At 48.9% G+C, this 25,647-nt stretch carries 17 protein-coding genes and 1 pseudogene; 8 read left to right on the top strand and 10 right to left on the bottom strand.

All coding sequences use genetic code 11. The annotated features are described in order from the left end of the window. Window positions 1-78 precede the first annotated feature (78 nt). From fhuE to F3J37_RS19015, 8 genes are all read right to left on the bottom strand, one after another. The gene (gene fhuE / locus F3J37_RS19050) at window positions 79-2,289 is read right to left on the bottom strand and encodes a ferric-rhodotorulic acid/ferric-coprogen receptor FhuE (protein WP_166935113.1); all 2,211 of its coding nucleotides are present in this window, start codon (window positions 2,287-2,289) and stop codon (window positions 79-81) included. A 796-nt stretch (window positions 2,290-3,085) separates the two neighbouring features. Continuing rightward, on the bottom strand, window positions 3,086-3,325 hold the full coding sequence (locus F3J37_RS19045) for an Lrp/AsnC ligand binding domain-containing protein (protein ID WP_205298999.1): 240 nt from the start codon (window positions 3,323-3,325) through the stop codon (window positions 3,086-3,088). 153 nt (window positions 3,326-3,478) lie between these two features. Beyond that, window positions 3,479-3,856: a type II toxin-antitoxin system VapC family toxin gene (locus F3J37_RS19040; RefSeq protein WP_034830832.1), complete on the bottom strand. Its 378-nt coding sequence runs from the start codon at window positions 3,854-3,856 to the stop codon at window positions 3,479-3,481. Continuing rightward, window positions 3,856-4,059: a type II toxin-antitoxin system VapB family antitoxin gene (locus tag F3J37_RS19035; RefSeq protein WP_034830833.1), complete on the bottom strand. Its 204-nt coding sequence runs from the start codon at window positions 4,057-4,059 to the stop codon at window positions 3,856-3,858. The genes F3J37_RS19040 and F3J37_RS19035 overlap by 1 nt, the downstream gene beginning before the upstream one ends. A 347-nt stretch (window positions 4,060-4,406) precedes the next feature. Continuing rightward, complete coding sequence (locus tag F3J37_RS19030; RefSeq protein WP_034830835.1) at window positions 4,407-5,483, bottom strand: oxidoreductase; 1,077 nt, start codon at window positions 5,481-5,483, stop codon at window positions 4,407-4,409. 18 nt (window positions 5,484-5,501) lie between these two features. Next, entirely contained in the window at window positions 5,502-6,245 is a 744-nt protein-coding gene (locus F3J37_RS19025) for a DeoR/GlpR family DNA-binding transcription regulator (protein ID WP_034830852.1), read from the bottom strand. A gap of 267 nt (window positions 6,246-6,512) precedes the next feature. Continuing rightward, a complete protein-coding gene (locus F3J37_RS19020) occupies window positions 6,513-7,487 on the bottom strand; it encodes a zinc-binding dehydrogenase (protein ID WP_034830836.1) in 975 nt (324 codons plus the stop codon). Beyond that, complete coding sequence (locus F3J37_RS19015; RefSeq protein ID WP_034830838.1) at window positions 7,480-7,980, bottom strand: lactoylglutathione lyase family protein; 501 nt, start codon at window positions 7,978-7,980, stop codon at window positions 7,480-7,482. The genes F3J37_RS19020 and F3J37_RS19015 overlap by 8 nt, the downstream gene beginning before the upstream one ends. Window positions 7,981-8,073: 93 nt before the next feature. On the opposite strand from F3J37_RS19015, the gene F3J37_RS19010 reads away from it, so the two are divergent. The 3 genes and pseudogenes from F3J37_RS19010 (at window position 8,074) to F3J37_RS19000 (ending at window position 11,844) form a co-directional block, all read left to right on the top strand. Beyond that, complete coding sequence (locus F3J37_RS19010; RefSeq protein WP_166935112.1) at window positions 8,074-8,940, top strand: LysR family transcriptional regulator; 867 nt, start codon at window positions 8,074-8,076, stop codon at window positions 8,938-8,940. 478 nt (window positions 8,941-9,418) lie between these two features. Beyond that, a pseudogene (locus F3J37_RS19005) lies at window positions 9,419-10,879 on the top strand (FepA family TonB-dependent siderophore receptor); the annotation flags it as partial. 254 nt (window positions 10,880-11,133) lie between these two features. Continuing rightward, on the top strand, window positions 11,134-11,844 hold the full coding sequence (locus F3J37_RS19000; RefSeq protein ID WP_034830841.1) for a type 1 glutamine amidotransferase domain-containing protein: 711 nt from the start codon (window positions 11,134-11,136) through the stop codon (window positions 11,842-11,844). Between the two features lie 158 nt (window positions 11,845-12,002). Here F3J37_RS19000 and F3J37_RS18995 read toward each other — a convergent pair whose 3' ends face one another. After that, a complete protein-coding gene (locus tag F3J37_RS18995; RefSeq protein WP_034830843.1) occupies window positions 12,003-13,538 on the bottom strand; it encodes an FAD-dependent oxidoreductase in 1,536 nt (511 codons plus the stop codon). Window positions 13,539-15,898: 2,360 nt separating this feature from the next. On the opposite strand from F3J37_RS18995, the gene F3J37_RS18990 reads away from it, so the two are divergent. The 3 genes from F3J37_RS18990 to F3J37_RS18980 all read left to right on the top strand — a co-directional run bounded on the left by F3J37_RS18990 (window position 15,899) and on the right by F3J37_RS18980 (window position 20,067). Continuing rightward, window positions 15,899-17,101, top strand: a complete 1,203-nt coding sequence (locus F3J37_RS18990) for an AAA family ATPase (protein WP_034830844.1) — start codon at window positions 15,899-15,901, stop codon at window positions 17,099-17,101. A 35-nt stretch (window positions 17,102-17,136) separates the two neighbouring features. Then, on the top strand, window positions 17,137-18,072 hold the full coding sequence (locus F3J37_RS18985) for a ParB family protein (protein WP_034830853.1): 936 nt from the start codon (window positions 17,137-17,139) through the stop codon (window positions 18,070-18,072). Between the two features lie 942 nt (window positions 18,073-19,014). Continuing rightward, on the top strand, window positions 19,015-20,067 hold the full coding sequence (locus tag F3J37_RS18980; RefSeq protein ID WP_034830847.1) for a RepB family plasmid replication initiator protein: 1,053 nt from the start codon (window positions 19,015-19,017) through the stop codon (window positions 20,065-20,067). Between the two features lie 1,180 nt (window positions 20,068-21,247). Here the strand turns inward: F3J37_RS18980 and F3J37_RS18975 are convergent. Next, window positions 21,248-21,670: an NUDIX hydrolase gene (locus F3J37_RS18975; protein ID WP_034827669.1), complete on the bottom strand. Its 423-nt coding sequence runs from the start codon at window positions 21,668-21,670 to the stop codon at window positions 21,248-21,250. Window positions 21,671-21,901: 231 nt separating this feature from the next. Here F3J37_RS18975 and F3J37_RS18970 point away from each other — a divergent pair, with 231 nt between their 5' ends. Both F3J37_RS18970 and F3J37_RS18965 read left to right on the top strand, forming a co-directional pair. Then, entirely contained in the window at window positions 21,902-23,635 is a 1,734-nt protein-coding gene (locus F3J37_RS18970) for an ABC transporter ATP-binding protein (protein WP_166935110.1), read from the top strand. A gap of 418 nt (window positions 23,636-24,053) precedes the next feature. Next, a complete protein-coding gene (locus F3J37_RS18965) occupies window positions 24,054-25,625 on the top strand; it encodes a sensor domain-containing diguanylate cyclase (RefSeq protein ID WP_034827666.1) in 1,572 nt (523 codons plus the stop codon). The last annotated feature ends 22 nt before the right edge of the window (window positions 25,626-25,647 follow it).

Below are 25,647 nucleotides of genomic sequence, written 5' to 3'. Positions count from 1 at the left end.
GAACCTCCGCACACAAGGCGTGAAGGTTCCAGCAATCAGATGATGACAGGGCCTTTCTCCGTGGAGAATTCAGCCAAATCAGAATCGGTAGTTCGCGGAGATAGACAGGTTACGCGGTTCGCCGTACACGGTGTTTCTGCCAACATCGATGTTATACGTCTCGTCGAACAGGTTGTTCAGGTTGGCCTGCACAGAGAGCTGTTTGGTGACCTGATAGCGTCCGAACAGATCTACCAGCGCGTAGCTGCCCTGCTCTGCATACAGCGTTGAGGTTCCGCCTGGGCCCGCTACGTTATCCCAGGTGTGCGTCTGCCAGTTCACGCCGCCGCCCACAGTCAGGTCCTGCAGCATCGGCAGGCGATAGCTGGTGAACAGTTTCAGTGAAGTACGCGGCTGCGTTGGGTTCAGCGCGGCATCTTCGCCATCTTTCGCCACATAGCGCGTTGCACCGAAGGTCATCTGCAGGTTATCGGTCACCGCACCGTTGATTTCGAATTCAACACCTTTACTCACCGTGCCTTTCTGCTCGTAGTAAGCGTAATCGGTACTGCCTGGCACCAGCGCATAATCCGTCGCGCCAAGGTGATCCTGCTCGATACGGAACACCGCCAGCGATGCGGTGATGCGGCTGTTCATCCAGTCGCCTTTGATCCCGGTTTCATAGCTTTTACCGGTGACAGGAGAGAGATAAGCACCCTGCGCATTACGATAGGTCTGCGGTTTGAAAATAGAGGTATAGCTGGCGTAGGCGGAATAGGTATCGTTGATGTCATACACCAGGCCTGCATACGGCGTGATGTTGTTCTTCTCCATATTCTGCGTCAGCGTGTTGGCGTTGTATTGCGTATAACGCGCGCCAAGGATCAGATGCAGCGGATCGGCCAGTGAAATGCGCGTCGCTAAGTAAGCGGATTTCTGACGGATCACATTATCCTGTGACAGCGCCTGGTCGTCCCAATCCGGTTCTGGATAATTACCCCAGTCATTGAAGTCACCCACGTCTGCCGAGGTGAAGCTGGTGGAGGCACTGACGTAGCGATCGTGCTGGCGGATATAAGTGACACCCGCCATTAACTCATGCTGGCGACCAAACAGCTCATACGGACCGGTGACATAGGCGTCTGCGGTATCTTCTTTGCGTTTTGCGGTGTTGTAGCCGGTGCCGCCTAACAAGTCATAGCCCTCATAGGGGCCAATGCCGATACCGGTCGATTTATCAAAGTAACCGTCGATATACAGCAACTTACTGTCCATAGTGGCTTCAGTATGCGAGCCGCTCAGGTTGAGCTCCCAGCCGTTATTAAACGTCTGCTTCAGGCTGGCGAACACCTTTTTGGAATCGCTGTTGTTGTAGGCCCAATCTGGTGCGAGGTTGGCACTGCGAGAGTAGTTGGTTTTGCTGCCGTCGAGATAGAAAGTCGGCAAGCCGCCCCAGGTCGCACCTTGAATGTTGGTTTCCTGGTAATCATACCCCAGTGTCAGCGTGGTGGAATCGGTGAGATCGGCCGCGACGGTGCCATACAGGAATTTCTTCTGCGTATGGTAGTGATCCAGCCAGCTGTCGCCATCCTGATAGCCCGCCACCACGCGTCCGCGCACATTGCCGGACTCGGTCAATGGACCGGAAAGATCGGCAACGTAACGTTGGGTATCCCAGCTGCCGTAGCTGGCTGACAGATTACCCTGAAACGTTTTGCTGTCTGCCTGCTTGTGCACCATGTTCACTGACGCTGCCGGGCTGCCCGCGCCGGTCATCAGACCCGTCGCACCGCGTACCACTTCAACGCGGTCATAAACTGCGGTATCTGACAGGGTATCACCCAGATTCCAGGCGCTATCAATCAGTGCTGGCACGCCATCGATCTGGTAGTTATCGATCATAAAACCGCGTGAGTAAAAATTGCTGCGGTTAGCGCCAGAGTTGAACTGACTGATGCCGGTGGTGTTGGTTAAGACGTCAGTTAACGTCTCCAGCTTCTGATCCTGCATACGCTGTTTGGTGATGACAGAAACAGACTGCGGCGTGTCACGCGCGGTCAGCGCTAATTTAATGGCGGCGCGCGTAACCGGGACGTTGTAGTCCGTGTCCTGGCTGCTATTGATGCTACCGGCTGCCGCCGTGACTTCCAGCGTTTGCTCTTTAGTGGTGGTCTCCGCAGCGGAAACTTTCGGGCTGTGTAATGCAGTCGCGATAACCAAGGCCAGTAAAGAGATCATCGGCAGCGTTTGGCTCACACCGATATTATTATTTGCCTTTAATAGCCTGGCTTGACGTGAAGAACGAGACATTATCATCCTTTGAGATTTTTTATTAATGAGATGACTGGTGGGTGTTCTGATGCGCAAACGCCCAACTCCGTCAAAATGAGAGACAGAATTCCCTGTAAAACATATTTTCGAAACTGATTTAGTAGGAAGCGTTTTAGCGTGAAAGTGGTACGCAGCAACAGATTCCCCACTCGCCCAAGAAGGCGAATGAGAATTATAATTATTACAATTCACCGATCAAGTTATTTACGGTAATGACGAAAAATAAACAGAACTAACGATAAATTTATAACCTCAGGTGATAATCCCTAATGGACATAGTAAAAATAAATCGGTCTTAGCGTTGAAACTTATTCAATTTCTTTGCTGTCTCAAATATTGAAACATCGTAGCAACCAATCAACAGACATTTATTGAGGATGGGTTTATGAAATAATTAATAACGAATTTATTTTCGCTTTCGCACTAATCTAAATTCCCAGACTTTAAATGGACAACCCAGACCTCAAGGCGTTTATTTGACTGAATCACTCCAATGATTCATTCCCTGATTCAATCCAGGCCCACACCAACAGTTTCATGATTGTTAAATAACCGCAAAACTAACCCACTTAAACCCCCTCGAAGTGAAATCATAACGATATGATATGTAACAACATAAAACATGTCGTGATGACCTCGGGATTTAGAGGCAGGAACCTACACTGGCCAGTGATAGTTTTTCAGTTTCTGCGCACAATGCTTATTGCTGAGAAAGCAGCGCTGGACATCCTCAACGCTAGGTTGGGAAATGATGATTTAACGAAGGTGACGATCCCTACTTCCAGCTCGCAACACCATGGGCAATCACGTTAAGCGGCTCTCCACGCTGCGGATAAGGCTGGCGGAGAACGATACGGCTGGCGAATTTTTCAATGCCGATATCGTCCTCCATCAGGTCTTGAAACATCGATATGGTGGGTGCGATGATCTTGAGTAGGTAATCGTAACCGCCACTAGCGTTATAGCAATCCACTATCTCTTGGTAACTGCTCCTCGCCCTTTGGCCGGGGAACAGCCAACCAATGTGACATTGAATAACCCCAAACTAGCAGCGGTGAATATCGGAACGCGTTTGATTAGTGTTGGATATGATGATGTTGGCGACGGTGAAGGCGGGTTCATCTCGCTGTGATTGTGCGGGCGGGATAACTTAACGATGAAGTTAAGGTTAGTGAACAGGCTGAAAGCCTACATTAAGGTCATTGGCTAACTTGACGAGCCGTTTATCGAGCGTCCAGAGCATTGCTCCTGGGGTAATGAGAGCAGATGCAAGCAAGGTGATATCCACCAGGCCACACCCGTGTCCGTACAGCATTTTATTTTCAATAAATGCCATCACCTCACTCATGCTGGCTTGGTGGCATTGCGGTAACAAGTTCAGGTCACGAAGTGTGCGCACGCGGGGCGCTGGCGGAGTGCCGCAGGCAAGTTCTCCAATAACCATTGGATGAATCAATACCAGGTCCCCGCTCAGTAACCGCACTAACTCTTCATTTCTGTTTTTGAAATGATCTACCCAGACAGATGTATCAACTAGAATGGACATTATGCAGACGGTTCCTCGCGACGGCGGGGAATGCTTTCCATTTCAGGCGCTGCGCCACCCAATGAAGCAAGGCGCTTTGCCGCTTGTACCCGAACAAACGTTTTCATCGCTTCACGGAAAATATCAGCCTTGTCCATATCTGGATCGGCCATATCCAGAGCCTGAGCATACAGCACATCATCAATTGTCACTGTAGTACGCATCTCGCCACCTCATATGATTCAAAAACTGATGTCATCATGCATCAAAATATGAATCAGGTCAATTTCTCACCTTGTTGATGACTCTGGTATGGAGCGTTGCAACTTCGAAGGCAATCATGGCCGTAGCTATACGTGCATTCTTGTCACCAAATTTCACTCTTCATGCCTAGGGTAAGAACACGCGAAAAGTTTCAGGACATCAAACGCGCCGCGCACGGAGGGGTGAGATTCCGACGCGGCATGATTAATTCCATGCACTAAAATCTGGCCAGAGGCGTTTTTATCCGCTGGCACGCTTGTGCCAGCAAATTAACGCCCGCCCGGATAACTTGAGCGCTACCAACCGGCTAACTCAGTTGATAAAACGCACCAGCTTCCGCTTCACTCAGCGCGAGTTTCTGCACCGTGCCCGTCTCTGATGAGCGCACTGCCGCTTCAATCACCGCCATGACGGCAATCGCCTGAGCGGGAGAAACTGGATTAGCCTGCTTGCCCGCCAGCGCATCTCGCACCTGGATATAGTACTGACGCTGGTCGCCTTTTGGCGTTTTGAGTGACGTGACCTGCAGATTGCTGTCAAACACCATCAAATCATCCTGATCTTCGCCCCAGGTCGCGGAACCCGGTTCGATGCCAGCAATCAGTTGCGCTTCCTGCTGGTCGGCTTTGGGTTTGACCACGCTGCCCTTATCTCCGTGAACGATAAAGCGTGACACGCCACCCGCGGCGAGCATGCTGGCATGCAGGATCACTTTATGCTCAGGGTAGCTAAGCGTGACGTGCGCCCAGTCATTGCTTTTACCGCCATGACGCAGTACGGCGATGTCACCAGAAACGGTTTCTGGCAGTCCGAAAAGTTGCAGAGCCTGATCGATGATATGAGGCCCAATGTCGAACCATAAGCCGCTACCAGGAATATCGTGTTCTCTCCAGCGGTCGCGCACTTCCGGGCGGAATCGGTCGATGTGAGACTCGAAATGTTTGACCTGACCGATCGCGCCAGAATCGATGACCTTTTTTACCCCCAGATAATCGGTATCCCAGCGACGGTTTTGAAATACTGAAAGCAGTAATGTCTTCTCACGGGCCAGTGCCGCCAGCTCTCTGGCCTCTGCCAGATCCAGCGTAAAGGGTTTATCCACCACCACATGCTTACCGGCATTCAGCGCCAGCTTCGCCAGGGGTGCATGAGTCGCATTGGGCGAGGCGATCACCACCAGATCAATATCTGCATGCTGGATGGCCGCTTCCGGGGAGTCGAGAACGATGACGTCAGGCAGGTCCTTTTTGACCTTCTCCTTACTGCCAGACGAAACAACATGCAGCTTCAAACCGTGAACGGATTGAATTAAAGGTGCATGAAATGTTTTACCGACAAATCCGTAGCCGATGAGGGCGACGCGAATCTCTTTCTGAATACTCATTTCTGACTCCTCTTGCCATTAAGAATGTGTGATGTTGACCTGTGTAGCGTCGGTGACGTCAAACTCGCTCCAGGACGCATCAAGGAAAAGTTGATGGATATCGGTGAGCGGTGCGACCAGATAGGGTTCACAACGGTTGAGCTTCATATGATCGGCCACCACCCAGTGTTCGCTGCTTGCCGCCAGCATGGCGCGCTTCACCTCAGCGTCACCCTCCTGGCTGGCACTCAATCCAAACCGGGCATGCAGCGCACAAGCCCCCAGAATGGCGATGTCGGCACGATACTTTTCAAGCAGAGATAGCGTGGCGCTGCCGGAAAACAGCCGTTGTTGCTTGTCCCATTTGCCGCCCAAAAGAATGAGTTCGACATCCGGCTTATCACTGAGGTGATGGGCAATATCCAGTGACGTAGTGATGACCGTTGCTGGGCCTTTTAGCAACGTGGCGACCGCCAGCACTGTGCTGCCCGCATCCAGAAACAGCGTGGCACCTGCCGGTATTTTTTCCGCTACCTGCCTGCCAAGTTCAATTTTGACATCGGGAATCAGTGCGCTGCGCTGGTGGCGATTCATCACTGACAGATCCAGTGCCACGGCTCCACCATGGTTTTTTTGCGCCAGACCCTGTTTTTCCAGATCGGCCAGGTCGCGACGCACGGTATCCGCAGAAACCTGCAACTTTTCAACAAGCTGCCCAATTCCCACCTGCCCTTGTTCAAGCAGCAATTCCATCAATAATTTTTGTCTGGCTGTTTTATGCATGCCGATCTCAAAACCGCAAAATATTGCAATATGCAGCAGAATACAGCATGAGGGGTGCAGTGAATACTGCTTTATGCGAGTGGATACAATCAATGCATTAACTGAACTGGCGAACGGTGCTGAGATAGCACCCGAGAGAGGGACTTTATCATTCTGCAAAGGATTCCACTGCCGTGAGAACTGAATAATCCATTAGCCGAGTTACGAGTGACATAATCCGGCTATCGATATTGTGCAGACAAGCGAGCGTGTTTTCGCTTTTCTCAACTAGAGCAGAATGACCTGCTTACCACTGAAATTGCGATGCTGCAGAGCCAGCAGTTGCGCCGGAAGCTGTTCCCATGCGAAGTGCAGCAACGACTCGCTTTGCAGTGTGCCCTGCGCAATCTGCCTCAGCATCTGTTCTCCCTGCTGCGTGAGTCTTTGCCATTGCTGTGCATTACCATGCTGGTGCAGCGCGCCGAGCGCCACTTCATGCAACGACAACGCACGACCAAACGCCGGATTTGGCCACTCTTTCACCCGCCCCTGAATGCATACCAGATGCCCATTCGCCATCAGGTTATTCGCCAGAAGCGCTGCTTTTTCCGGGCTGACAGCATCGATAACAGCAAAATAGCGCTCCTTCACGGCAGAAGCATCATGCTGCTCATCGCTGTAGCAGCGCTTCGCACCCAGCGCGTGCAGACGTGACCAGTGACGTTCACCGCTTAACGTCGTGACCTCAAAGCCACGTGCGTAGGCCAACTGCACAAGAAAATGTCCGACCGATCCCCCCGCTCCCGAAATCAAGAGGGGCGCGCCAGGCTCAAGCGGGATCTTTTCAATTGCCTGCCAGGCGGTCAGTGCCGGGCAAGGGAAAGCGGCGGCGGTCGCGAAGTCGAGTCCATCCGGGATAGGCAGCAAAACCTGCGCGGCCAGCACGGTATACTCAGCGAAACTGCCATTGCATTGTAAATTCTGATGGTAGGCAACGCGCCTGCCCAACCAGTGCAGGTCGACATCGGAGCCAACCGCGACCACCGTGCCCGCACCATCGACGCCAGGCACCCGATCCCTCTGGGTGTCGAGCACTTTCCAGTCAACCGGATTCAAACCTATCGCGGCATTCCTTATCAGCACTTCGCCCGGTTGGAGGGGTGATAAACTCAGGTAGCGTTCCTGCAGCGCCAGCGGGTTATCGCCACCCTGCCACACCCACCCTCGCCAGTCGGCGGGGAGGGCAAATTCATGCTCAGACATACGCACCTGCAGAATAAGTCAGCTCGTAACTGTGGCTGTAAATCTCGATGATGTTGCCGAACGGATCTTCCATATAGACCATGCGATATGGTTTCTCACCAGGGAAATACTCACGTACCGGCATACGTTGTTTGCCACCCGCAGCGACAATTTTCTCCGCCAGGCCTTCTACATCAGGATCCTGCACGCAGAAATGGAATACGCCGGTTTTCCAGTATTCAAAGTTATTGTCGGGTTTTGCTGCCGCCTTAAATTCAAAGATTTCAACACCGACGCGGTCGCCTGTGGAAAGGTGGGCGATGCGAAACTTCTCCCATCCCTTGCCGAAAACATAACTGCACATCACACCGATGGCGGATTCATCCTCTGCAATCTGCGTAGGCGGCATGATCAGATACCAGCCCATCACTTCGGTGTAAAACTTCACGGCGGCATCAAGGTCTGTCACCGAGAGGCCAATATGGGAAAAGGTGCGCGGATAGGGAGTTGTCATGATCAATCTCATAGGATGAAAAGATCTACAGGCTACGTAACTGTCGTTATAATGAAAACAGACAATCAATTATGAGAAGTATAAAATTTCATTATGATGAACCCGCAATGGCTCAAATCTTTTGCCACGCTGGCCGAACTCGGGAGCTTTACCGACAGCGCTGAGCGATTAGGCATCACCCAGGCGGCGGTGAGTCAGCATATTCGCCATCTGGAACTGCAGTTAGGTCCGGTGATACTGAGGAGTAAGCGCCCACTGGAACTGACGCCCGCTGGCAGCGCCCTGCTGGATTATTGTCAGCAAATTGATCGTGCTCACCATCACTTAATGCTGAGACTGAGTGATGCCGAAGCCACCTGCGGTGAAGTGAGCGTGATTTCGCCCGGCAGCATCGGGCTCCGGCTCTATCCCTTGCTGTTGTCATTACAGGAACAGCATCGCGACCTCACTGTTCGTCACCGCTTTGCGCCGGATAGCGAAGTGATCGACGCGGTTTTGCATAACCGTTACGAAATGGGCCTGGTCACACACAAACCGGATGATAAACGGCTCGAGGCCCATCCTTTTGCTGAAGAACCGCTGGAACTGATCGTACCGGCTAATACGCGAGTGACTGGCTGGAACGATTTGGAAAAGCTGGGTTATATCGACCATCCCGATGGGCAGGCGATGGCGACACGATTATTAGGTCGATTATTTCCGGGCAACCCAGGCATTCGTAACCTCCCCCAACGCGGATTCAGTAATCAGATCGGCCTGATTCTGGAACCGGTCGCGCGCGGGCTCGGTTTTGCGGTTCTGCCACGATATGCGCGACTGGCGTTTACCCGCCCTGAAACCATTGAGGTTGCCGCTGAGGGTAATGCGCTGGTTGACACCATCTGGTTAGTGCACCGGGCTGAATGGCCACTCTCTGCCCGCGCCCAATTAGCCTTAGCCTGGCTACAACGTCACCTCTAATCTTGTGGCGGATGCTACAAAACGTCCGCCACACGCCTTCACAATCTTTCCATGATTGCTCACTTTACAACCTCTTTTGCAATACCTGAGGCAAGACATGTAAACAGGCACCATCAGACATGTCTAAATGTGTCAAAAATAGCAATATTGAGAATGATTATGATTATTATTCTCCTCCTCATTTGATATGTAACTAATAATAAACCGGTGTAACAATATGTCTTTTGTCTTTAGTGTAAGGAAAACAACGCTTTCAATTCTGATTGGAATAATCGTTCACAGTGGAAATGTGCTGGCGGCTGATAATAGTGACGTCTTATCGCTGGATAATAATGATAGCGGTAAAGAGAAAGTTATTTCAGCGAAAAAGGCAGAGAAGCCCGCAACAAATGAAACGGATATGATCGTCAGTGCAAAAGCTGAGAACGTATTAAAGCAGCAACCTGGTGCATCCTTGATTACTCAACAGGATCTTGAGCGCAATCGTGATATCAACACGTCGTTACAGTGGGAGATCAACGATCAACAATACCTCGACTTCAATTACGCCTACAGCCGCCAGGGCAATATCTACGCCGGGGATACGCAATATAGCCTGAGTAATCTCAGTACACTGGTGCCGACCTTATATGGCAGCGAAACCAACCGCATGTACCGCCAGGCTTATAGCCTCATCCACAATGGCATCTGGGATTGGGGGCAATCCAAACTCACGCTGAGCTATGAAGATACGCATAATACGCGTCTGGCCGAAGGATCTACCGGCAAAGTAGAAGGGATGATCAACAGCGATACTTTCAACACCAGCCGCTATAAAACCTGGCGTATCAACAACGAATACACCGTTCCCTTCAACTTGCTGGTGGACCATACCTTAACCATCGGGGGCGAGTGGAACTAAGAGCAGCTCAACGACCCGGCGGCGATGCAGGAAACGGATGCGACAGGCATTGATATCAACGGTGTTTCTGGCGACCCATCGCAGCGCAGCAGCAAAAACAGCCAGGAGCTGAGTGCACTCTATCTGGAAGACACCATTGATGCCTTCGACGGTACCACGTTGATTCCCGGCCTGCGCTTCGATTACAGCGATAAATTCGGTCATAACTGGAGTCCGAGTCTGAATATTCAGCAGGATTTAACCGACACGCTGAAGTTAAAGGCCGGTATTGCTCGCGTGTTTAAAGCCCCGAATCTCTATCAATCAACCGAAAGCTATCTGCTCGCCAGCAGTGGTAACGGATGTTCTGTGAGCGGCAGTAATGGTTGTTACTTGATGGGAAATAGCGATCTCAAACCTGAAGTCAGTGTAAACAAAGAGATTGGTTTGCAATGGAATGACGCGGGTTACAGCGCAGGCCTGACCTACTTCCGTAATGATTATCAAAATAAAATAGTCGCGGGCTCGGATTCTCTTGGAACCGTTGCGGTAGCCGGTTCATGGTATTCCTCGAACTATGATATCTATCAGTGGCAAAACGGTGGTAAAGCGTTAACCCAGGGTCTGGAAGGAAACTTAACCCTACCGCTGATTGAAGACACGCTGAACTGGCGCACCAATGCCACCTACATGTTCACGTCGAAATATAAATCGACCGGCAATCCTTTATCGTTGATTCCGAAATACACCGTGAACAGCTGGCTGGAATGGCAGGTGACGGATGCCTTGTCCACCACGCTGAGCTGGACCATGTATGGCCGTCAGCATCCACGTACCACGGCAGAAATTCGTAAAGAAGCGAGCGGCTTATCAGATAAGGAAGTCGGTGCCTATGCAATTTATGGTGTTGGCGTAAATTATGAGATGAATAAAAACCTTCGCTTCAGTGCCGGCATCAGCAATCTGCTGAATAAACAGATCTACCGCGAGAACGAAGGTGCTTCGACGTATAACGAACCGGGCCGCGCTTATTATGCGGGTGTGACTACTTCCTTCTAAGACATTTATGAGCCTCTGCGGAGGCTCTTTTTCATGTCGAGGCGTCTGATATTCCAGGAAGTGTTTAAACATTATATTTCGGCGATAAAACATTACATACCGCACTGTTATAAAGAATTCTTATTGCCGCTATATGCAAATCACCGTTTCACAATCTTACACCGCAAATTATTCTGGGTAGGGCGATGTTTGGCACATTTCCCGGCACAGCGCATCCACTCCGCAAAAAATGAATAAGACTTTGAGGATCCTTTATGAATGGCGTCCAGCCGCACTCAGTTAAACCGGTATTGCTGGTACTGAGTAGTTTTCGCGATATCGTCGCCGGGCATGAAATCTCCGGCTTTTACCTGCCAGAATTGACTCACCCTTTACATGTGCTTGAATCAGCCGGTATTCGAACGACCTTTGCCTCTGTCAAAGGAGGAAAACCACCGGTTTATGGTATCGAAGATGATGCGATCAATCAGCACTACTGGCAGGACGTGGGCTTTCAGCAGCGGCTGAATAACACCTTACCGCTGGCGGCGGCCAAAAGTGAGGATTACAGCGCGGTTCTGTTTGTCGGCGGACACGGCACTATGTGGGATTTCCCCGATGATGCCGTGCTGAAATACCTGACGCGTCAGATGTATGAGAGCGGCAAACCCGTTGCGGCGGTTTGCCACGGCCCGGCAGCGCTGATCAATGTGAAACTGCGTAACGGCCAGTATCTGGTAAAAGGAAAACGCGTGGCGGCCTTCACTGATACCGAGGAAATGGAAGTCGGTATGGCAAATGTTGTGCCTTTTATGCTGGAAGCAGCGCTCAAAGCGCGAGGTGCACGCCACCAGCCTGCGGATAACTGGCAGTGCAATGTGGTGACCGACGGCCTGCTGATTACCGGTCAGAACTCGCAATCTGCTAGCGCGGTTGGTGAGGCTTTGTGTTACGCGTTGCTGGCAGCGACTCCTCTTGCGTTTTAAAACACTGTTGCCGAAACTTGCTGACGCAGTGTTGAATCCGTGCCAACACCATAGGCTGATTTTTCCCACAAATCGAAGTTGGCACACTCATGTTGATGCAACTTGCTACGCCACTCAATGAACTGATGAATTTGCCAGTAGCACGAGCGAGCTGACTTTCAATGCCTCAACAACAAAGCTCGCTGTATTCCAAGACGACTGACATAAGCGGAAAGACGCTCCGCATGTCTTTCAGTGACCACCAGGCCGATATAGCCATCCGGTCGAATCAGGTAAGCGCTGTCCTGTTTGAATCCTTTTTTCTCAAATGCATCCTGCCAGGGGAAGACATGCCATTCCACACCATGGCGATCGCACCAGTTCCTGACTTCTTCAGTGGCTGTACCATAGATGTGTAATTGCCAGACTATCTTTCTCAGTGATGCATAATTGTCTGTCTCACCCATAGCGATATACGGTAAGCGATCGCCCGCACTTATTTCTCCCGCTTTTCCCTCACTCATAGGGCTATTCGGATAGCTCATCGTTGTTTGTGAGATGATACGAAAAAGGTATTCGCGCACACTTCCATATCGATAGGCCTGACTCGCGATTGCCGGTGCAATGTGCGTACGCACAAAATCTGCAAACCCGCCAGCGGCAGTGATGAAGGTGAAGACCCGGTCTGTGGTTTTTACCAGTTGGTGAGCGAGGCCTTTTCGCTCTGCCTCATAACTATCTAGCAAGGTTTCAGGGGCCTGCGCTTTAATTACCGCAGACAATTTCCACGCAAGGTTTATCGCATCGGCAATACCGGTATTCATCCCCTGCCCTCCTGCCGGGCTATGGACGTGTGCTGCATCCCCCAGCAGAAATGCACGACCATGGCGAAAATGATTGGTTACCCGATGATGAACACGGTAAGTGGAAAACCAGTTCACCTGTTTGATGCTGAGCCCTAACCCATTGATGGCCCGTTGACTGACATCGTCAAAACAATGTTGCTGCTTATCCCCTTCCTCACTCTCCACAGTGCCGATCAAACGATATTGATGTTCTGGCCCATAGGGCATCACCAGGACAAAATCAGACTTGTCGAAGGCGATATGTCCCTCATTCGCGGGTGTCACTCCACTGGCCAGTACATCTGCAACGTAAAAGAGGTGGTCGTAAGTACCGCCCTCGAAGTCACTGCCTATTTGATGGCGCACCGGGGAATGCGCGCCATCACAGCCTGCAAGATAGGTGGCAGTGCAGGTTTCCGTTTGCCCTGTAGGTGTTTTGATCGTAGCAACAATCTGTTCGCCTTCTTCGCTAAACGACATAAATTCTGTTTGCCGTTCGACGATGACACCTGCCATTTCAAGGCGGGTGACCAGCAGTTTTTCATGTCTGTCCTGGGGTAAGACAAGCACGAACGGATACGGAGAAATGTCGTTCCCGGCATTCTCCAGGGGAATGCGCGCCCTCGGTTTTCCCTTCGCCGACATATTCATAGCCGGCATTTTATAGCCTGCTGCGATGGTTTCTTCAGCCATATCCAACTGGCGATAAAGTTCCAGCGTTCGAGCCTGAACGGCCATTGCTCGTGATGTCTCACCCGGTCCCTGACTCTTGTCAATGATACGGACCGACACGCCTTGTCGGGTGAGCCAGAGTGCCAGCACCAAACCAGTGGGCCCTGCTCCAACGATGAGTACGTCGATATTGTTCATAGGACTATCCGACTGTGGGGTGAGTTAAACAGGAACGTCATGGTGAACGCTTAGGGTTGGTGTGATTAACACAGCTCAATGCAAAGTATAATTGCGCTCGATTGAACCGGGCGTGCTTTTGCTCACTGTCTTCCGCACGCACTGAGTAAAGCATTCTTACCGGCAGTAGATGGGCGCCCTGCCCTTCCGGGTTGGCTGTCATAAGTGTTGATGATTAAAGCTTGAAATGACATTGTCATCTTTTCAGATGGATTTTTTCACCTTCCTGAAAACGCTATAAGGTAGTGTATTAAAAGAAAATTTCTGAAATTTTCAGGCTGAAAATCACCATATTTTTTTGACTGGTGGTGAAGGTAATTGGAGAGATGGCGCTTAGGATGGTCTGGGTGCTACTTTTATGAGTCCTAGTGAGTCATGACGATGGTATTTCTGTATAACGCATTTCGTGTCGTTCATCTCTTTGCAGTTACTCCAGGCAGAACTTCAGGATAACGAAATACATCTAAGCGACAGTCGGTATTTTGTTATCTTTCTCTTTCCACTTTCACTATCCGCGCAATGCGACTTCTAATCTGTAAACAGCATTTCAGCCTTCTCCAGATTCCGTTTCGCTTGCATAGCCATTGGGTGTGATTAAAGACATCTGATTAGTATAGTAAGGGTCAGTCGCACATTGGCAGGATGACGGGTACGTAATGCTTTCATACGAGTTGGTCAGATGGGTAGACAGATTTTGTCGAATTGTCTGCAATATCTGGATTGTTGGAAACGGATAACTTTGTCGGAAGAAAGTCTCTGGACGATGGGCTTGATGCTGAATGCTGAATGCTGAATGCTGAATGCTGAATGCTGAATGCTGAATGCTGAATGCTGAATGCTGAATGCTGAATGCTGAATGCTGAATGCTGAATGCTGAATGCTGAATGCTGAATGCTGAACATTATAGTATGGCCCAACGGGTTTAATGTGAAGTGAAATGGCTTGAACTCTGTGTTTTTCTCACCAATAGAAAAAATGATTAACACGTTGAAAAATATAAGTTAATCTTGTTTTTTCAGGCTGAAAATCACCATATCCTCCTCCAGTTTTTTGACTTTTCCTGTGTAGTGATTGATTACGCCCCACCTTAATCTTTCGTCAACTCAAGGGGGAAATAAAAAATGTATTTGGTGATACCTGCGGTTGCAAATTCGATAGTAAGTAATGACCCCTAATTTGCCCAAATCGTCTGCCTTTTTGAAAAAGACCACAAGGTCTCTATATAGATCCCTTAAACAACTTGAGTGCCTGGTCATCATCTATTAGTTGTCAAACCTCGCCATGCATTAATCGAAACATACTTAAGCCATCCCTCAGACTATTGAGAAAGAGCTCAAATTAATTCATTTACGTCCATCAAATTCGGAGTTTGCTACACCTTTAGAGATTTGAGCTCTCGTTCAATTGCGAACTGAAATTTAGGTGATAGGGATAACTTAAACCTGAACGTTGTCATTAAGTCCTCCAATTGATTTAGATACAGTACGGAGAACCTGGAAACTTCCGTGATCATATTAGTGACGAAACAATCGCCATGGCCTGATAGGGTTAACTGACATTTGGGAGATTTGGTCAGTTCCTCAGTTATCACACCATGTTAAGTTACGCTGAAAGTTATAGTGTATAAATCAGGTTAAATGCGAACTGAATCTAAATTCCTTTCTTTGAACGACTTGATATGTCGTAAATGTACTAACGGGTTTTAGATCGAATAACTGCTCTTACAGGGTGAGAATGAGTTGATAAGTTGATAAGTTGATAAGTATGAATGCATTCATTACGTCAACTCATGTCAAATAATGGTCACTTTAGAGAGTGAACCATTTTGAATAGCATTGAATGTCTTGATTAAAACTAACGGAAGGGAAGGTGTAGATTATTTTGTCTGGCCATGCGGATTTGGAAAATTTCAAATAAAATCGCCGCGATCAATCAAATCGTCTCCGTTTCTATCCACAACAAATCACATGCTGCTTAAGGTATTCATCTCATCTTAAGTGGTGGAAACACTATGACCGGCCATGACAATTTTTTATCGTTTAAAAAGCCACGGTTTTTGCAATATTACCTCATTAACACCTTTTGTTTGAAAATCATGCTAAATACGATAGGGTAGGGGAGTTGACTAAAACATCACTCTCAACCCTCCATCGGTCAGATAAATACAACATCACCTATGTCATTGATTTTAATTAATTATACTCAATCAGCATAACGACAAAGAAACCACAAAAAATCCACTTTTATTGATTTTTACCTAAAAACTGGCATGCGGAAGCTTTTTTAGTACAATACAACAAATCATTATTATTGAGGTGCTTATGAAGCGTGATTACGGTGACGTGTTTGACATCGCCAACCGTGCGAATGGCATGCTGCACGGACTCAGCAGCCATATCGAGCAGCAGCGTCAGGAATTCAATCAACAAGGCTACTACCATACCTTTACACGTAACGCCGTCGCCAACTTACCGCTGTTGAGTAAACACGCGGTTGCCGCCGCCATCAGTGAGATGGAAGAGGCGGGTTATGAATTCGGCAGAAAGCAGACGGGCAGCACTTCTCAATATGCGATGAGCATTCAGAATGTTGTCGATATTTATAAGCATCGCAAGGTACCCAAATATCGCGACAAACATAAAGATCCCTTCGTCGTTTTTGTTGTGAATCTCAAGGGTGGCGTATCCAAAACTGTTACGACCGTTACCCTGGCTCATGGTCTGCGTGCTCACCCAGGCTTGCTGCATAATGATCTGCGAATTCTGGTGATTGATTTGGATCCGCAGGCCTCCAGCACCATGTTCCTCAGCCATACCAACAGTGTCGGTTCGGTGCTGGAAACGGCTGCACAGGCGATGCTTAACGATGTCAGCACCGAGCAGCTGCGTGAGCAGTTTGTGAAATCCACAGTGATGCCTGGCGTCGATGTGATGCCTGCCTCTATCGATGATGGCTTTGTCGCCAGCGACTGGGATGCACTGGTTGCTGAGAATCTACCCGGCATCGCACCATCGGAAGTTCTGCGCCGCAACGTCATTGACCGTCTGGCTGAAGATTACGATTTCATCTTTATCGACACCGGCCCGCATCTTGATGCATTTATGCTCAATGCCATTGCCGCGAGTGACTTACTGCTTACGCCGACACCGCCAGCACAGGTTGATTTTCACTCAACGATGAAATACCTGACGCGACTGCCGGAAATGCTTGAGCGCATTGAGAACGAGGGGATAGAACCAAGATTGAAAGCAAATATTGGCTTTATGTCGAAGATGACCACCAAACATGACCACATTACGTCTCATAGCTATGCACGTGAGGTGTTCACAAAATCGATGCTGGATGCAGTGTTGCCCCGTTTAGATGGTTTTGAGCGCTGTGGCGAGTCATTTGACACGGTGATCAGCGCAAATCCGACTTCGTATCCAGGCAGTGCCGATGCACTCAGAAAGGCAAAACAGGAAGCCGAGAATTTTTCACGCGCTGTATTTGACCGCATTGAATATATCAGGAGTACCAAGTGACCGAACCCAAATCACTCAAAAGAATTGGCCGCACCATGGGCCAATCCCAGATGTCGAGCTTTATCAACAGCGGCAATCAGTCACGCGTGTTCACTCTTAAGTCTGGTAACACAGCGACATTCAGCCGCCAGCTCATTCCCAGCGGTGAAGTGGAAAGCAAAACCTTTGTTGACGCGCAGGTGAATGGGCGAGATCAGTCAGCGCTGACCGAAGAATCAGTAAAAGACATTACGCGCACCATTGAGTTGCAACAGTTCTTCCCGGCAATTGGTCGCCTGGTGGATGGCCGCATTGAAATTATGGATGGTTCTCGTCGTCGTGCCGCTTGTCTGTTCGCCGGAACGGGCCTCGAAGTTCTGGTGACCGAGGATGACATTGATATCAGTGATGCCCGTCAGCTGGCTGCGGATATTCAGACAGCAAAAGAGCACAATCTGCGTGAACTGGGTCAACGTTTCCTGATGATGGAAGCGCAGGGCATGAACAAGACCGAGATTGCGAAAGCAGAAGGGATCTCAAACGCCAAAGTGACGCGTGCATTTCAGGCTGCGTGGGTTCCTGCTGAATTTATCGAGTTAATACCGGTTGTTTCCGACCTCAGCATTCCGGACTACAAATTACTGCTGGATGTGGCAGAAGAAGCTAAAGCAGAGGGTGTGGCGGTTAAAGAGGTTGTGGCTCAGGTCAAAGCGCGAATGGATGACGATCAGGCGCTGCACAAACTGGCCTCCGATGATCAGAAAACCCGGATTCTGTCGTTTTTCACCACCGCTAAAAAGCAGCTGGTTAAGCCGGTGAAAAACAAGAGTGTCACCACTGAGAAGTTTGGCCATTTCTCAGATCGTACCGCTTACGCTAAGCGCAAAACTAACGCAGAAAAGCGCCATGTACAGTATGAATTCCACCGTTTGCCTGCCAATACGCTGGAAGAGATCGATATTGCTATTAAGGCGATCCTTTCTAAGTCTTGATCCGGCTTCTTCATACAACGCAAATCCAAAATGGACGTGATTTTCACGTCCTTTTTATTGTTCCCACTTTTCAGTAACCCACGCTCGTTTGAATCTGTGCTTCTAAGCGCTTCAGCAGCCTTCTAAGCCATTTAAGTTCAGTTATCGTATCTGGTAAGCCCAATCCTCTCAACGCCCCAAAAACCCTGTACAGGCTGAATTTACGAATATCTGATTGATGATCGTGTTCATACCAAAATCTGGGCTTATCCAGGCCAACAAGTTTTACAAGGGGATCTTTTCTCGGGATCGACATTGAGAATTGAACCAAATCACCGTATTCCGGCTGAAATCTGCTTAACAGTCTCATTTAACGCTGATTTTTATCCCCTTTATCCACAGGGTAGATCCAATTATTCGATCATAATGAGATCCCATTGAGATCAAAGAAGATCCCGGATCGCTGCAGGCCTTGGTATGACTGGGCTGAGATGGCCTTAATAACCGCTATAAGGAGTAAACTAACCGCTGTGGAGAGGGAAATAACCGATGAAATGAGTGAAACAACCGATGAAGAGAGTGACTGATAACCGCTGTAGTGAGCAGGCAAGGATGCATGCTGTGTGTAACTGATCCCGCTGTGCATAACTTTGATTTCCAGTGACGTGATTGACTGAATTTCAGCCGCCGTTATCCCGGAAAGGTTATCCCCATTATTCACTGACCCGATCCAAGAACAGATCCTCATGAGATCATAGAAGTTCCTAATAGATCCCCACTACGGTTAAAGCCTTGTGCCACTAGCCCTGAGGAGATATCGGTAACCGCTATAAAGAGTAAACTAACCGCTATAGAGAGTAAATTATCCTTTATAGAGAGTAGTCTAACCGATGAAGTGAGTGCTAGTATCCGCTATAGAGAGTAAACGCGCGATGTCCCTGTGTATAAACCGGATCCTCGAAAATGTCGGAAAATGAGCTAAAAAACAACAAGATAGTTGAAGCCTTTTCAGAAACAGATAAACGAACTGGCGAACTGGTTGTACTTACCCCCAACAGAGATAACACTGTTCAACCGGTTGCTTTAATGCGATTGGGCCTGTTCGTTCCTACGTTAAAATCGACCAATAACCGTAAAAACGACACGACAGCCGTTACTGATGTCACGAACGAACTTAAGTTACTGTCTCTCGTTAAATCAGAAGGTTATGAAAGGATTCGGATCATTGGCCAGCGACTCGATATGGACAATGATTTTAAGACTTGGGTCGGGATCATTCACGCGTTTGCGAAGTATAACGTGACGAATGACAAGGTGGTTTTACCCTTCGTCGAGTTCGTCAAACTGTGCGGCATTCCTTCTTCAAGATCTTCAGCCAAGCTGAGGGAGCGACTGGAAGCTTCGCTGATCCGCATTGCATCCAATACCATCCAGTTCGGTACTGCTGACAAAGATGAACTCTATGTCACGCATCTGGTGCAATCCGCAAAATACAGTGTCAAAAAGGATACGGTCGAGCTTCAGGCCGATCCAAAGCTGTTCGAGTTGTATCAGTTTGATCGCAAGGTATTGCTGCAGCTGCGCGCCATAAACGCACTGGCTCGTAAGGAGTCCGCTCAGGCGCTTTATACCTTCATCGAAAGCCTTCCTCCTAATCCGGCGCCCATCTCCATGGCGCGCTTGCGACAACGTCTGAATCTGACATCTCGTCCCATTACGCAAAATGCGACCGTACGCAGGGCGATGGAGCAGCTCAAAGACATTGGTTACCTTGATTACACTGAGCTAAAACGCGGTAGCTCCGTGGTATTCCACATTCATTATCGTCGGCCTAAGCTCAAACCTGCAGAGTTGCCACTCAAGCTGCCGGATATTCTCGAAGATGAACTGGAGCTGGATGATCCTATCGAGACCAATGAGGTTGCTGCAGCGAGCGAACCGCAGGGTGAAATGGTGATGCTGTCAAAAGCGGAGCTGAAGATCCTTGAAGAAATCCGCAAAGGCAAAGTGAAGTAGTCTTCTGAATTACCCCCCCATTTGATAACCGCTATAGAGAGTAAGTGCTCTCTATAGCGGTTATTTGCTGCTTCAATCCACGTCGTTCACCTCCCACATTCACTGCTATCAAGACATTTGTGACCCAGTAACCACTATAGAGAGTAGGCTTGTACTCTCTATAGTGGTTATCTGGAAGTCGCTCACAATTTGCACCATTCTCAGCCAAAACTCGCAATGTGACTGCTTTCAGTGTGATAGAAGAGGGGACTGCTGGTGTTTAGTCGTCGTGGAATGATCCAGGATCGTCGCCAGGTTTTAATAACCACTATAGAGAGTAGGTATCTACTCTCTATAGTGGTTATTCGACGGAAGTGACGTTATCACTTCTATCTTATTGAGTTGTTTGAGGATTATTGAGGGATATTTGTTCGGATAACAGTGTGATTAATGTTCAACATTGCCTAAATCTCAACACTTACTGTTTTATTATCATTGAGTTATTCACTTTCACTGCCGGAAACTGCTTTTCCTTCTCTGTATATCCACTATAGGGAGGAGTTACTCACTACAGTGGATAGCGCTGCTGATGGCATTGATGAGCGGCTTAGCCTGAGATCCTGCTAACACGCACGCAATTGCGGGATTTTCGCATCCTGCAATAACCGCTATAGAGAGTGAGCTTTCTCTCTATAGCGGTTATTTGTTTTTGTTTAAATATCTTAAGGGTATGATTTATAGAATTTATTTTTGATGTTTGATTTTGTAGCTAACCGCTATAGAGAGTAAGCTTTTAATGCAATGCACATATCGGAAGAACTTGAAGATCCCATATCGATCGCAAGATCGTTGATTTGCAGGGCAAAGGATCAAACATCCACTATAGAGAGTAGAAACAACCACTATAGAGAGTAACTACTCACTATAGTGGTTATGTTTAATCTACCCCCCTGGTGATTACTAACCTCGCAAGGCTTGCCAATACTAGTGTTAGTGATTACTAACCTAAATATGATGGGCGCGAATGCACAGGAACGGGTAATTATCATCATTGCAGCGCGTCAGGGTATGAAGGGGTGGTTTACTCTCTATAGTGGTTGTTCCAAAGGATCGACTCGCACCTCGCGATCCTGATCAGGTGTAGATCCCCTTCATTTCACGTTTGCTCTCGCTCATCATGACTGGCTGGCAATAGGTAGACTCAGTGAGCGCTTTGGCCTGCGTTCAATATGAGGGGGAGTATCTGCTGGCCGGTGAGCGGCGCTAACGGCAGCCAAGCATTCTCGGAAGGATGGAGCCAGGCGATCTCTTCAATCTCAGCTGCTGGCATTATCGTTGTCGTGGGTGCAAGAACAGTGAATATTTCAGCGATAAGCGTATGTCCTGGCTCATTTGCGGCTGTATCAGTGAACTGACCGACATATTGCGTATCCTGCTCAGTGACATTGATTTGCAGCTCCTCTTTGAGTTCACGAATCAATGCAGCCACAGGCCGTTCAGTCGACTCAATTTTCCCTCCGGGCTGCATGAAATAGCGGGTACCGCGCTTGCGAACCAGAAGTACTCGCCCCTCCGCATTGATCATGATTGCCGCCGCAATGCGGATAACCTTGTCTGCGATCATCTTCATCCTCCAGTCTTTGTTACTGCGCCTTCGTACCGGGTTGGCGGAAGGGAGGGAGGAGTATAGCTCAAGTGAGAATGGTTATTAATTACATGTTTGATAAATCTTTTCGCATTTCCTCGTTACGCGCTGCGAAGTAGATGTGAGCGATTAGTGTAAATGAATTTCATTCTCAACTATCATTGTTTCGACCCGCGTGACCCATTCCAACTGCAACAAGGGAGGCAGTCAGTGTTATTGGCAATCAGGTACGTCTTTGCATCCAGCCCGCTTCGTATTACTGCACTTATCGCCATCGTCCTTCTTCAGGGCCTGATACCGGCGCTTAATGTCTTCATGACAGGAAAGATAATTAACACACTCCATACGCCTCAAATCAGTGATCATGCACTGATGTTCAGTGTTGCTATCTGGTGTCTGTCTTTGCTGGGTATTCAACTGATGACCCCGTTGGTGAATCTCATTCAGGGTGATGTGACGGAAATTTCAACCAGCCATTTCAGCGCAAATATTATGCGGAGAATGAATGAATCTTTCACGCTGAGCCTGTTTGATAACAAGGAGCGTTACGAGCAGCTGGAATTTTTGAAGAAAGAAGCAGCCTATCGACCGCTTAATTTCATCATTTGCATTATTTACGCCTTCAGAGCCGCCGTGATGGCTGGAAGCTTGCTATTGGTGCTGATTGCGTATTCAGGGATTGGGGCGGCCATTTGCGCATTGTCCGTATTACCGATGATTATCATTAATATCCATATCCAGAAAAAATACGTGCACGAGTTATTCAAAAACTCTAAGGACGCAATTGCAATGCGTTACGTCTATGGTGTCAGTATGGATAAAAGCTTTTTACAGGAAATTCGGCTTTATGGGCTGGGTAGTTATCTGCTAAAAAAATTCTCAGGGTCAGCATTTAATACCTATAAACGTATGCACCAGCAACGCGTCAGGGCGCTGATAACGCCCATTCCCGCCATGCTGCTTAGCCTGGTGATGCTATTTGCCGGGGTGTATCTTTTCCTGAGCAATCTGCGCAGCAGTGATATCGCGGTGGGCGCGTTAGTGATGGTGTTTCAGTCCATTGTGATGATGAAATCGCATCTGGATGAAATTGCGAATTACGGTGCCAATCTGACATCAATGGGCAGCTTTTTTCATAGTTACCACTCCTTTATGACCGAGGAGATTGAGCCCGTTACCAACGGCCAAAAATTACTCCCGGATAACACGCCGTTCTCACTCAGTATTAAGCATCTTAGCTTTGGTTATGAAGGCCGGAGCAAGAGAGCCTTAGACGGCATTGATCTTGAGATTTGGGCAGGTGAGAAAGTGGCGATTCTGGGGGATAACGGAAGTGGCAAAACCACGCTGATTAAAATGCTGCTGCGGATGTATGCCTATGAACAGGGTGATATCAGCGTATCCGGTGTTCCACTACAAAGTCTGGAGATTGACGGTTACCGCCAGCAAGTGGCAACTGTGTTTCAGGACTACGGCAAGTATGAATTTACCGTCGGTGAGAATATCGCACTGAGTCAGTATGACACAGAAGCGCATTCCACACAGGTTGACGATTTACTCAGTAAAGTCGCGTTTCCTCATCCGCAGCAGACCCGACTGGGTAAACAGTTTGGCGGTGATGAACTTTCAATCGGGCAGTGGCAAAGGCTGGCGATCGCGCGTGCGTTATACCGTAAAGCCAATCTGTTCATCTTTGATGAGTTTTCATCCTCGCTCGATCCAGAAACTGAACATCGCCTGTTTAATGAAATCCTTTCACTCGACACGACGGTTATCGCCGTGACTCACCGTCTGGGAAATATCAAAGAGTTCGACAGAATCGTGGTCATGGCGGAGGGAAAAGTGATCGAAAACGGAAGTTTTGCTCTGTTGATGGGTAAACAGGGCAAGTTTTATAATATGTGGCACGCTCAGTTTAAATCGGTCATTGCTGAATCGGCGTAATGCAATCGTCGGGAACTGATTTGAGAGAGACGCCAGTTCATGCTGTTAATCCGCTGCGCCATCAAAATGCTTTCTTCAGTTGAATAATAAAGGCGCGCTGGATTAAATATTTAATAACTGTCATCGATTGAATCTGGCCTGCTAAGCCGGTCAGATTCCTCATGGTTTCTTTTTAAGAAACTTAATTATGGCATTCTAAAAATATTCATTGAAATACCTATCTTTATTCAAACGCTCTTACGCAATGTCCTTCGTCATCCTTACTGATATCAATTTGTAATCATTCCTGAATGTTATCAATATTAAGCAGCAGGAAATATCCTGGAGTTCAGCCATTTGGCGGGTTGTGTCAGCTAAGCTTTCGCATTTCTCTTTATCTGCTTAACTGAATGCTGGAAAAAGATAATGGGGATGAAGGATGAAGCAAAAAAACGCGCGCGAGCAAGCAGGGCTCCTTTATCACTCCCTTATCAGAAGCATCACGTTTGCAGGCATTGTGCTGATCGCAGCGGTATTAGGCATCAGCATATGGACACTGCGCCAGGACTGGAATGACACTGTCAGGCAGAGTGAGGAAACGGCGACCAATCTGGCGCTGTCGCAGGCGCGGCAGGCAGAAGATACTTTCTTGCAGACTGAGCTCGCGATGCGTGAAATGCAGCGTGACGTTGAATCGCAGCTGGTGACCGGTATCAATAGCCGCAATCTGAGCCAGACCATGCGGGAGCTTCAGGGGCGATTGCCGCAGCTGCACGGTCTTTTCTATTACGACGCCCAAGGCAAGTGGATAGCCACCTCTGCATCGCAGATACCGGCAGACATCAATAACTCCGATCGCGAGTACTTTAGGTTTCAACGCGACAATCCGCGCAACAGCATTCATCTCGGTCCGGTGATCCGTAGCAGAAGCACCGGCGATCTGGTGATCCCCGTCTCACTTCGCATCAGCGATGCGCTGCGCGGGTTTCAGGGCGTTTTGCTGGCTACGGTGAAAGTTGACTATTTCCGGCACTTTTACGCTTATTACGAGATGGGGCCTAAGGACGTACTGGTGTTAATGCTGGCTGACAGTTCCGTGTTATACGCACGGCCGATGCCTGATAGTTTTATCGGCAAAGACCTCTCTTCCAGCCATCTGTTTCAGCAGATGCTGCAGGGCACAAACCGCGGAAGCGGGCAGTGGACCTCGGCACTTGATGGCAAACCGCGAATCTTTGGTTTTGCACGATCGGATCGTTACCCGCTGGTGGTTGCAGCAGGGTATGACACGCATAGCCTGTTCATTAAATGGATGAAAGGACGCGTTCAGGATGTGTCGCTGAGTCTTGCACTGTTATCCGCCATCGTTGCCATGGGCGTATTCGTGCTACGTCAGGCCAGACATAGCCTGCATTATCAGCTTGAACTGACCAATCTTCGTGATGAGCTGAGTGCAGCCAACTATGCGCTGAACAGACTGGCGCATGCGGATGCGTTAACGGGGCTCGCGAACAGACGTGCATTTGATCGCTACCTTGAGGAGTGCATCCTGGCCGCAGACACGCACAACGAGCCGGTTTCGCTAGTGATGATCGATATCGATTATTTCAAACGCTATAACGACACTTACGGCCATGTGGCCGGGGACGAATGCCTGAAGCGTGTGGCGCTGGCGATAAACGCCATTTCCTTGCGTGGTACCGATTTGGTGGCACGTTATGGAGGAGAAGAGTTCGCCATCGTGCTGCCCGGTGCTGATATTGAGCATGCGATGTCAGTGGCCGCTGCTGCTGTGCAAGCTGTACGTGGGCAGGACATCATCCATGACTCGTCTCTGTTAGCTTCCCAACGGGTGACGCTGAGCGCGGGATGTGCATCGCTGAACACTGAGAGAGAAAATCGCTCGGCTCAGTTGTTGATCAGGCAGGCCGATATGGCGCTCTATTCCGCTAAGCAGGCGGGCAGAAATCAGGTGAAGAGCGATGAGTCATATCTGAACACTCACAGCTGAAAGAGCAAATGCAGCCAGGTTT

Origin of the sequence: Candidatus Pantoea communis, from assembly GCF_011752685.1 — a bacterium.
Classification (GTDB): Bacteria; Pseudomonadota; Gammaproteobacteria; order Enterobacterales; family Enterobacteriaceae; genus Pantoea; species Pantoea communis.
Note: the sequence above shows the minus strand (reverse complement) of the source record. Positions and strands in the feature narration are given on the sequence as shown.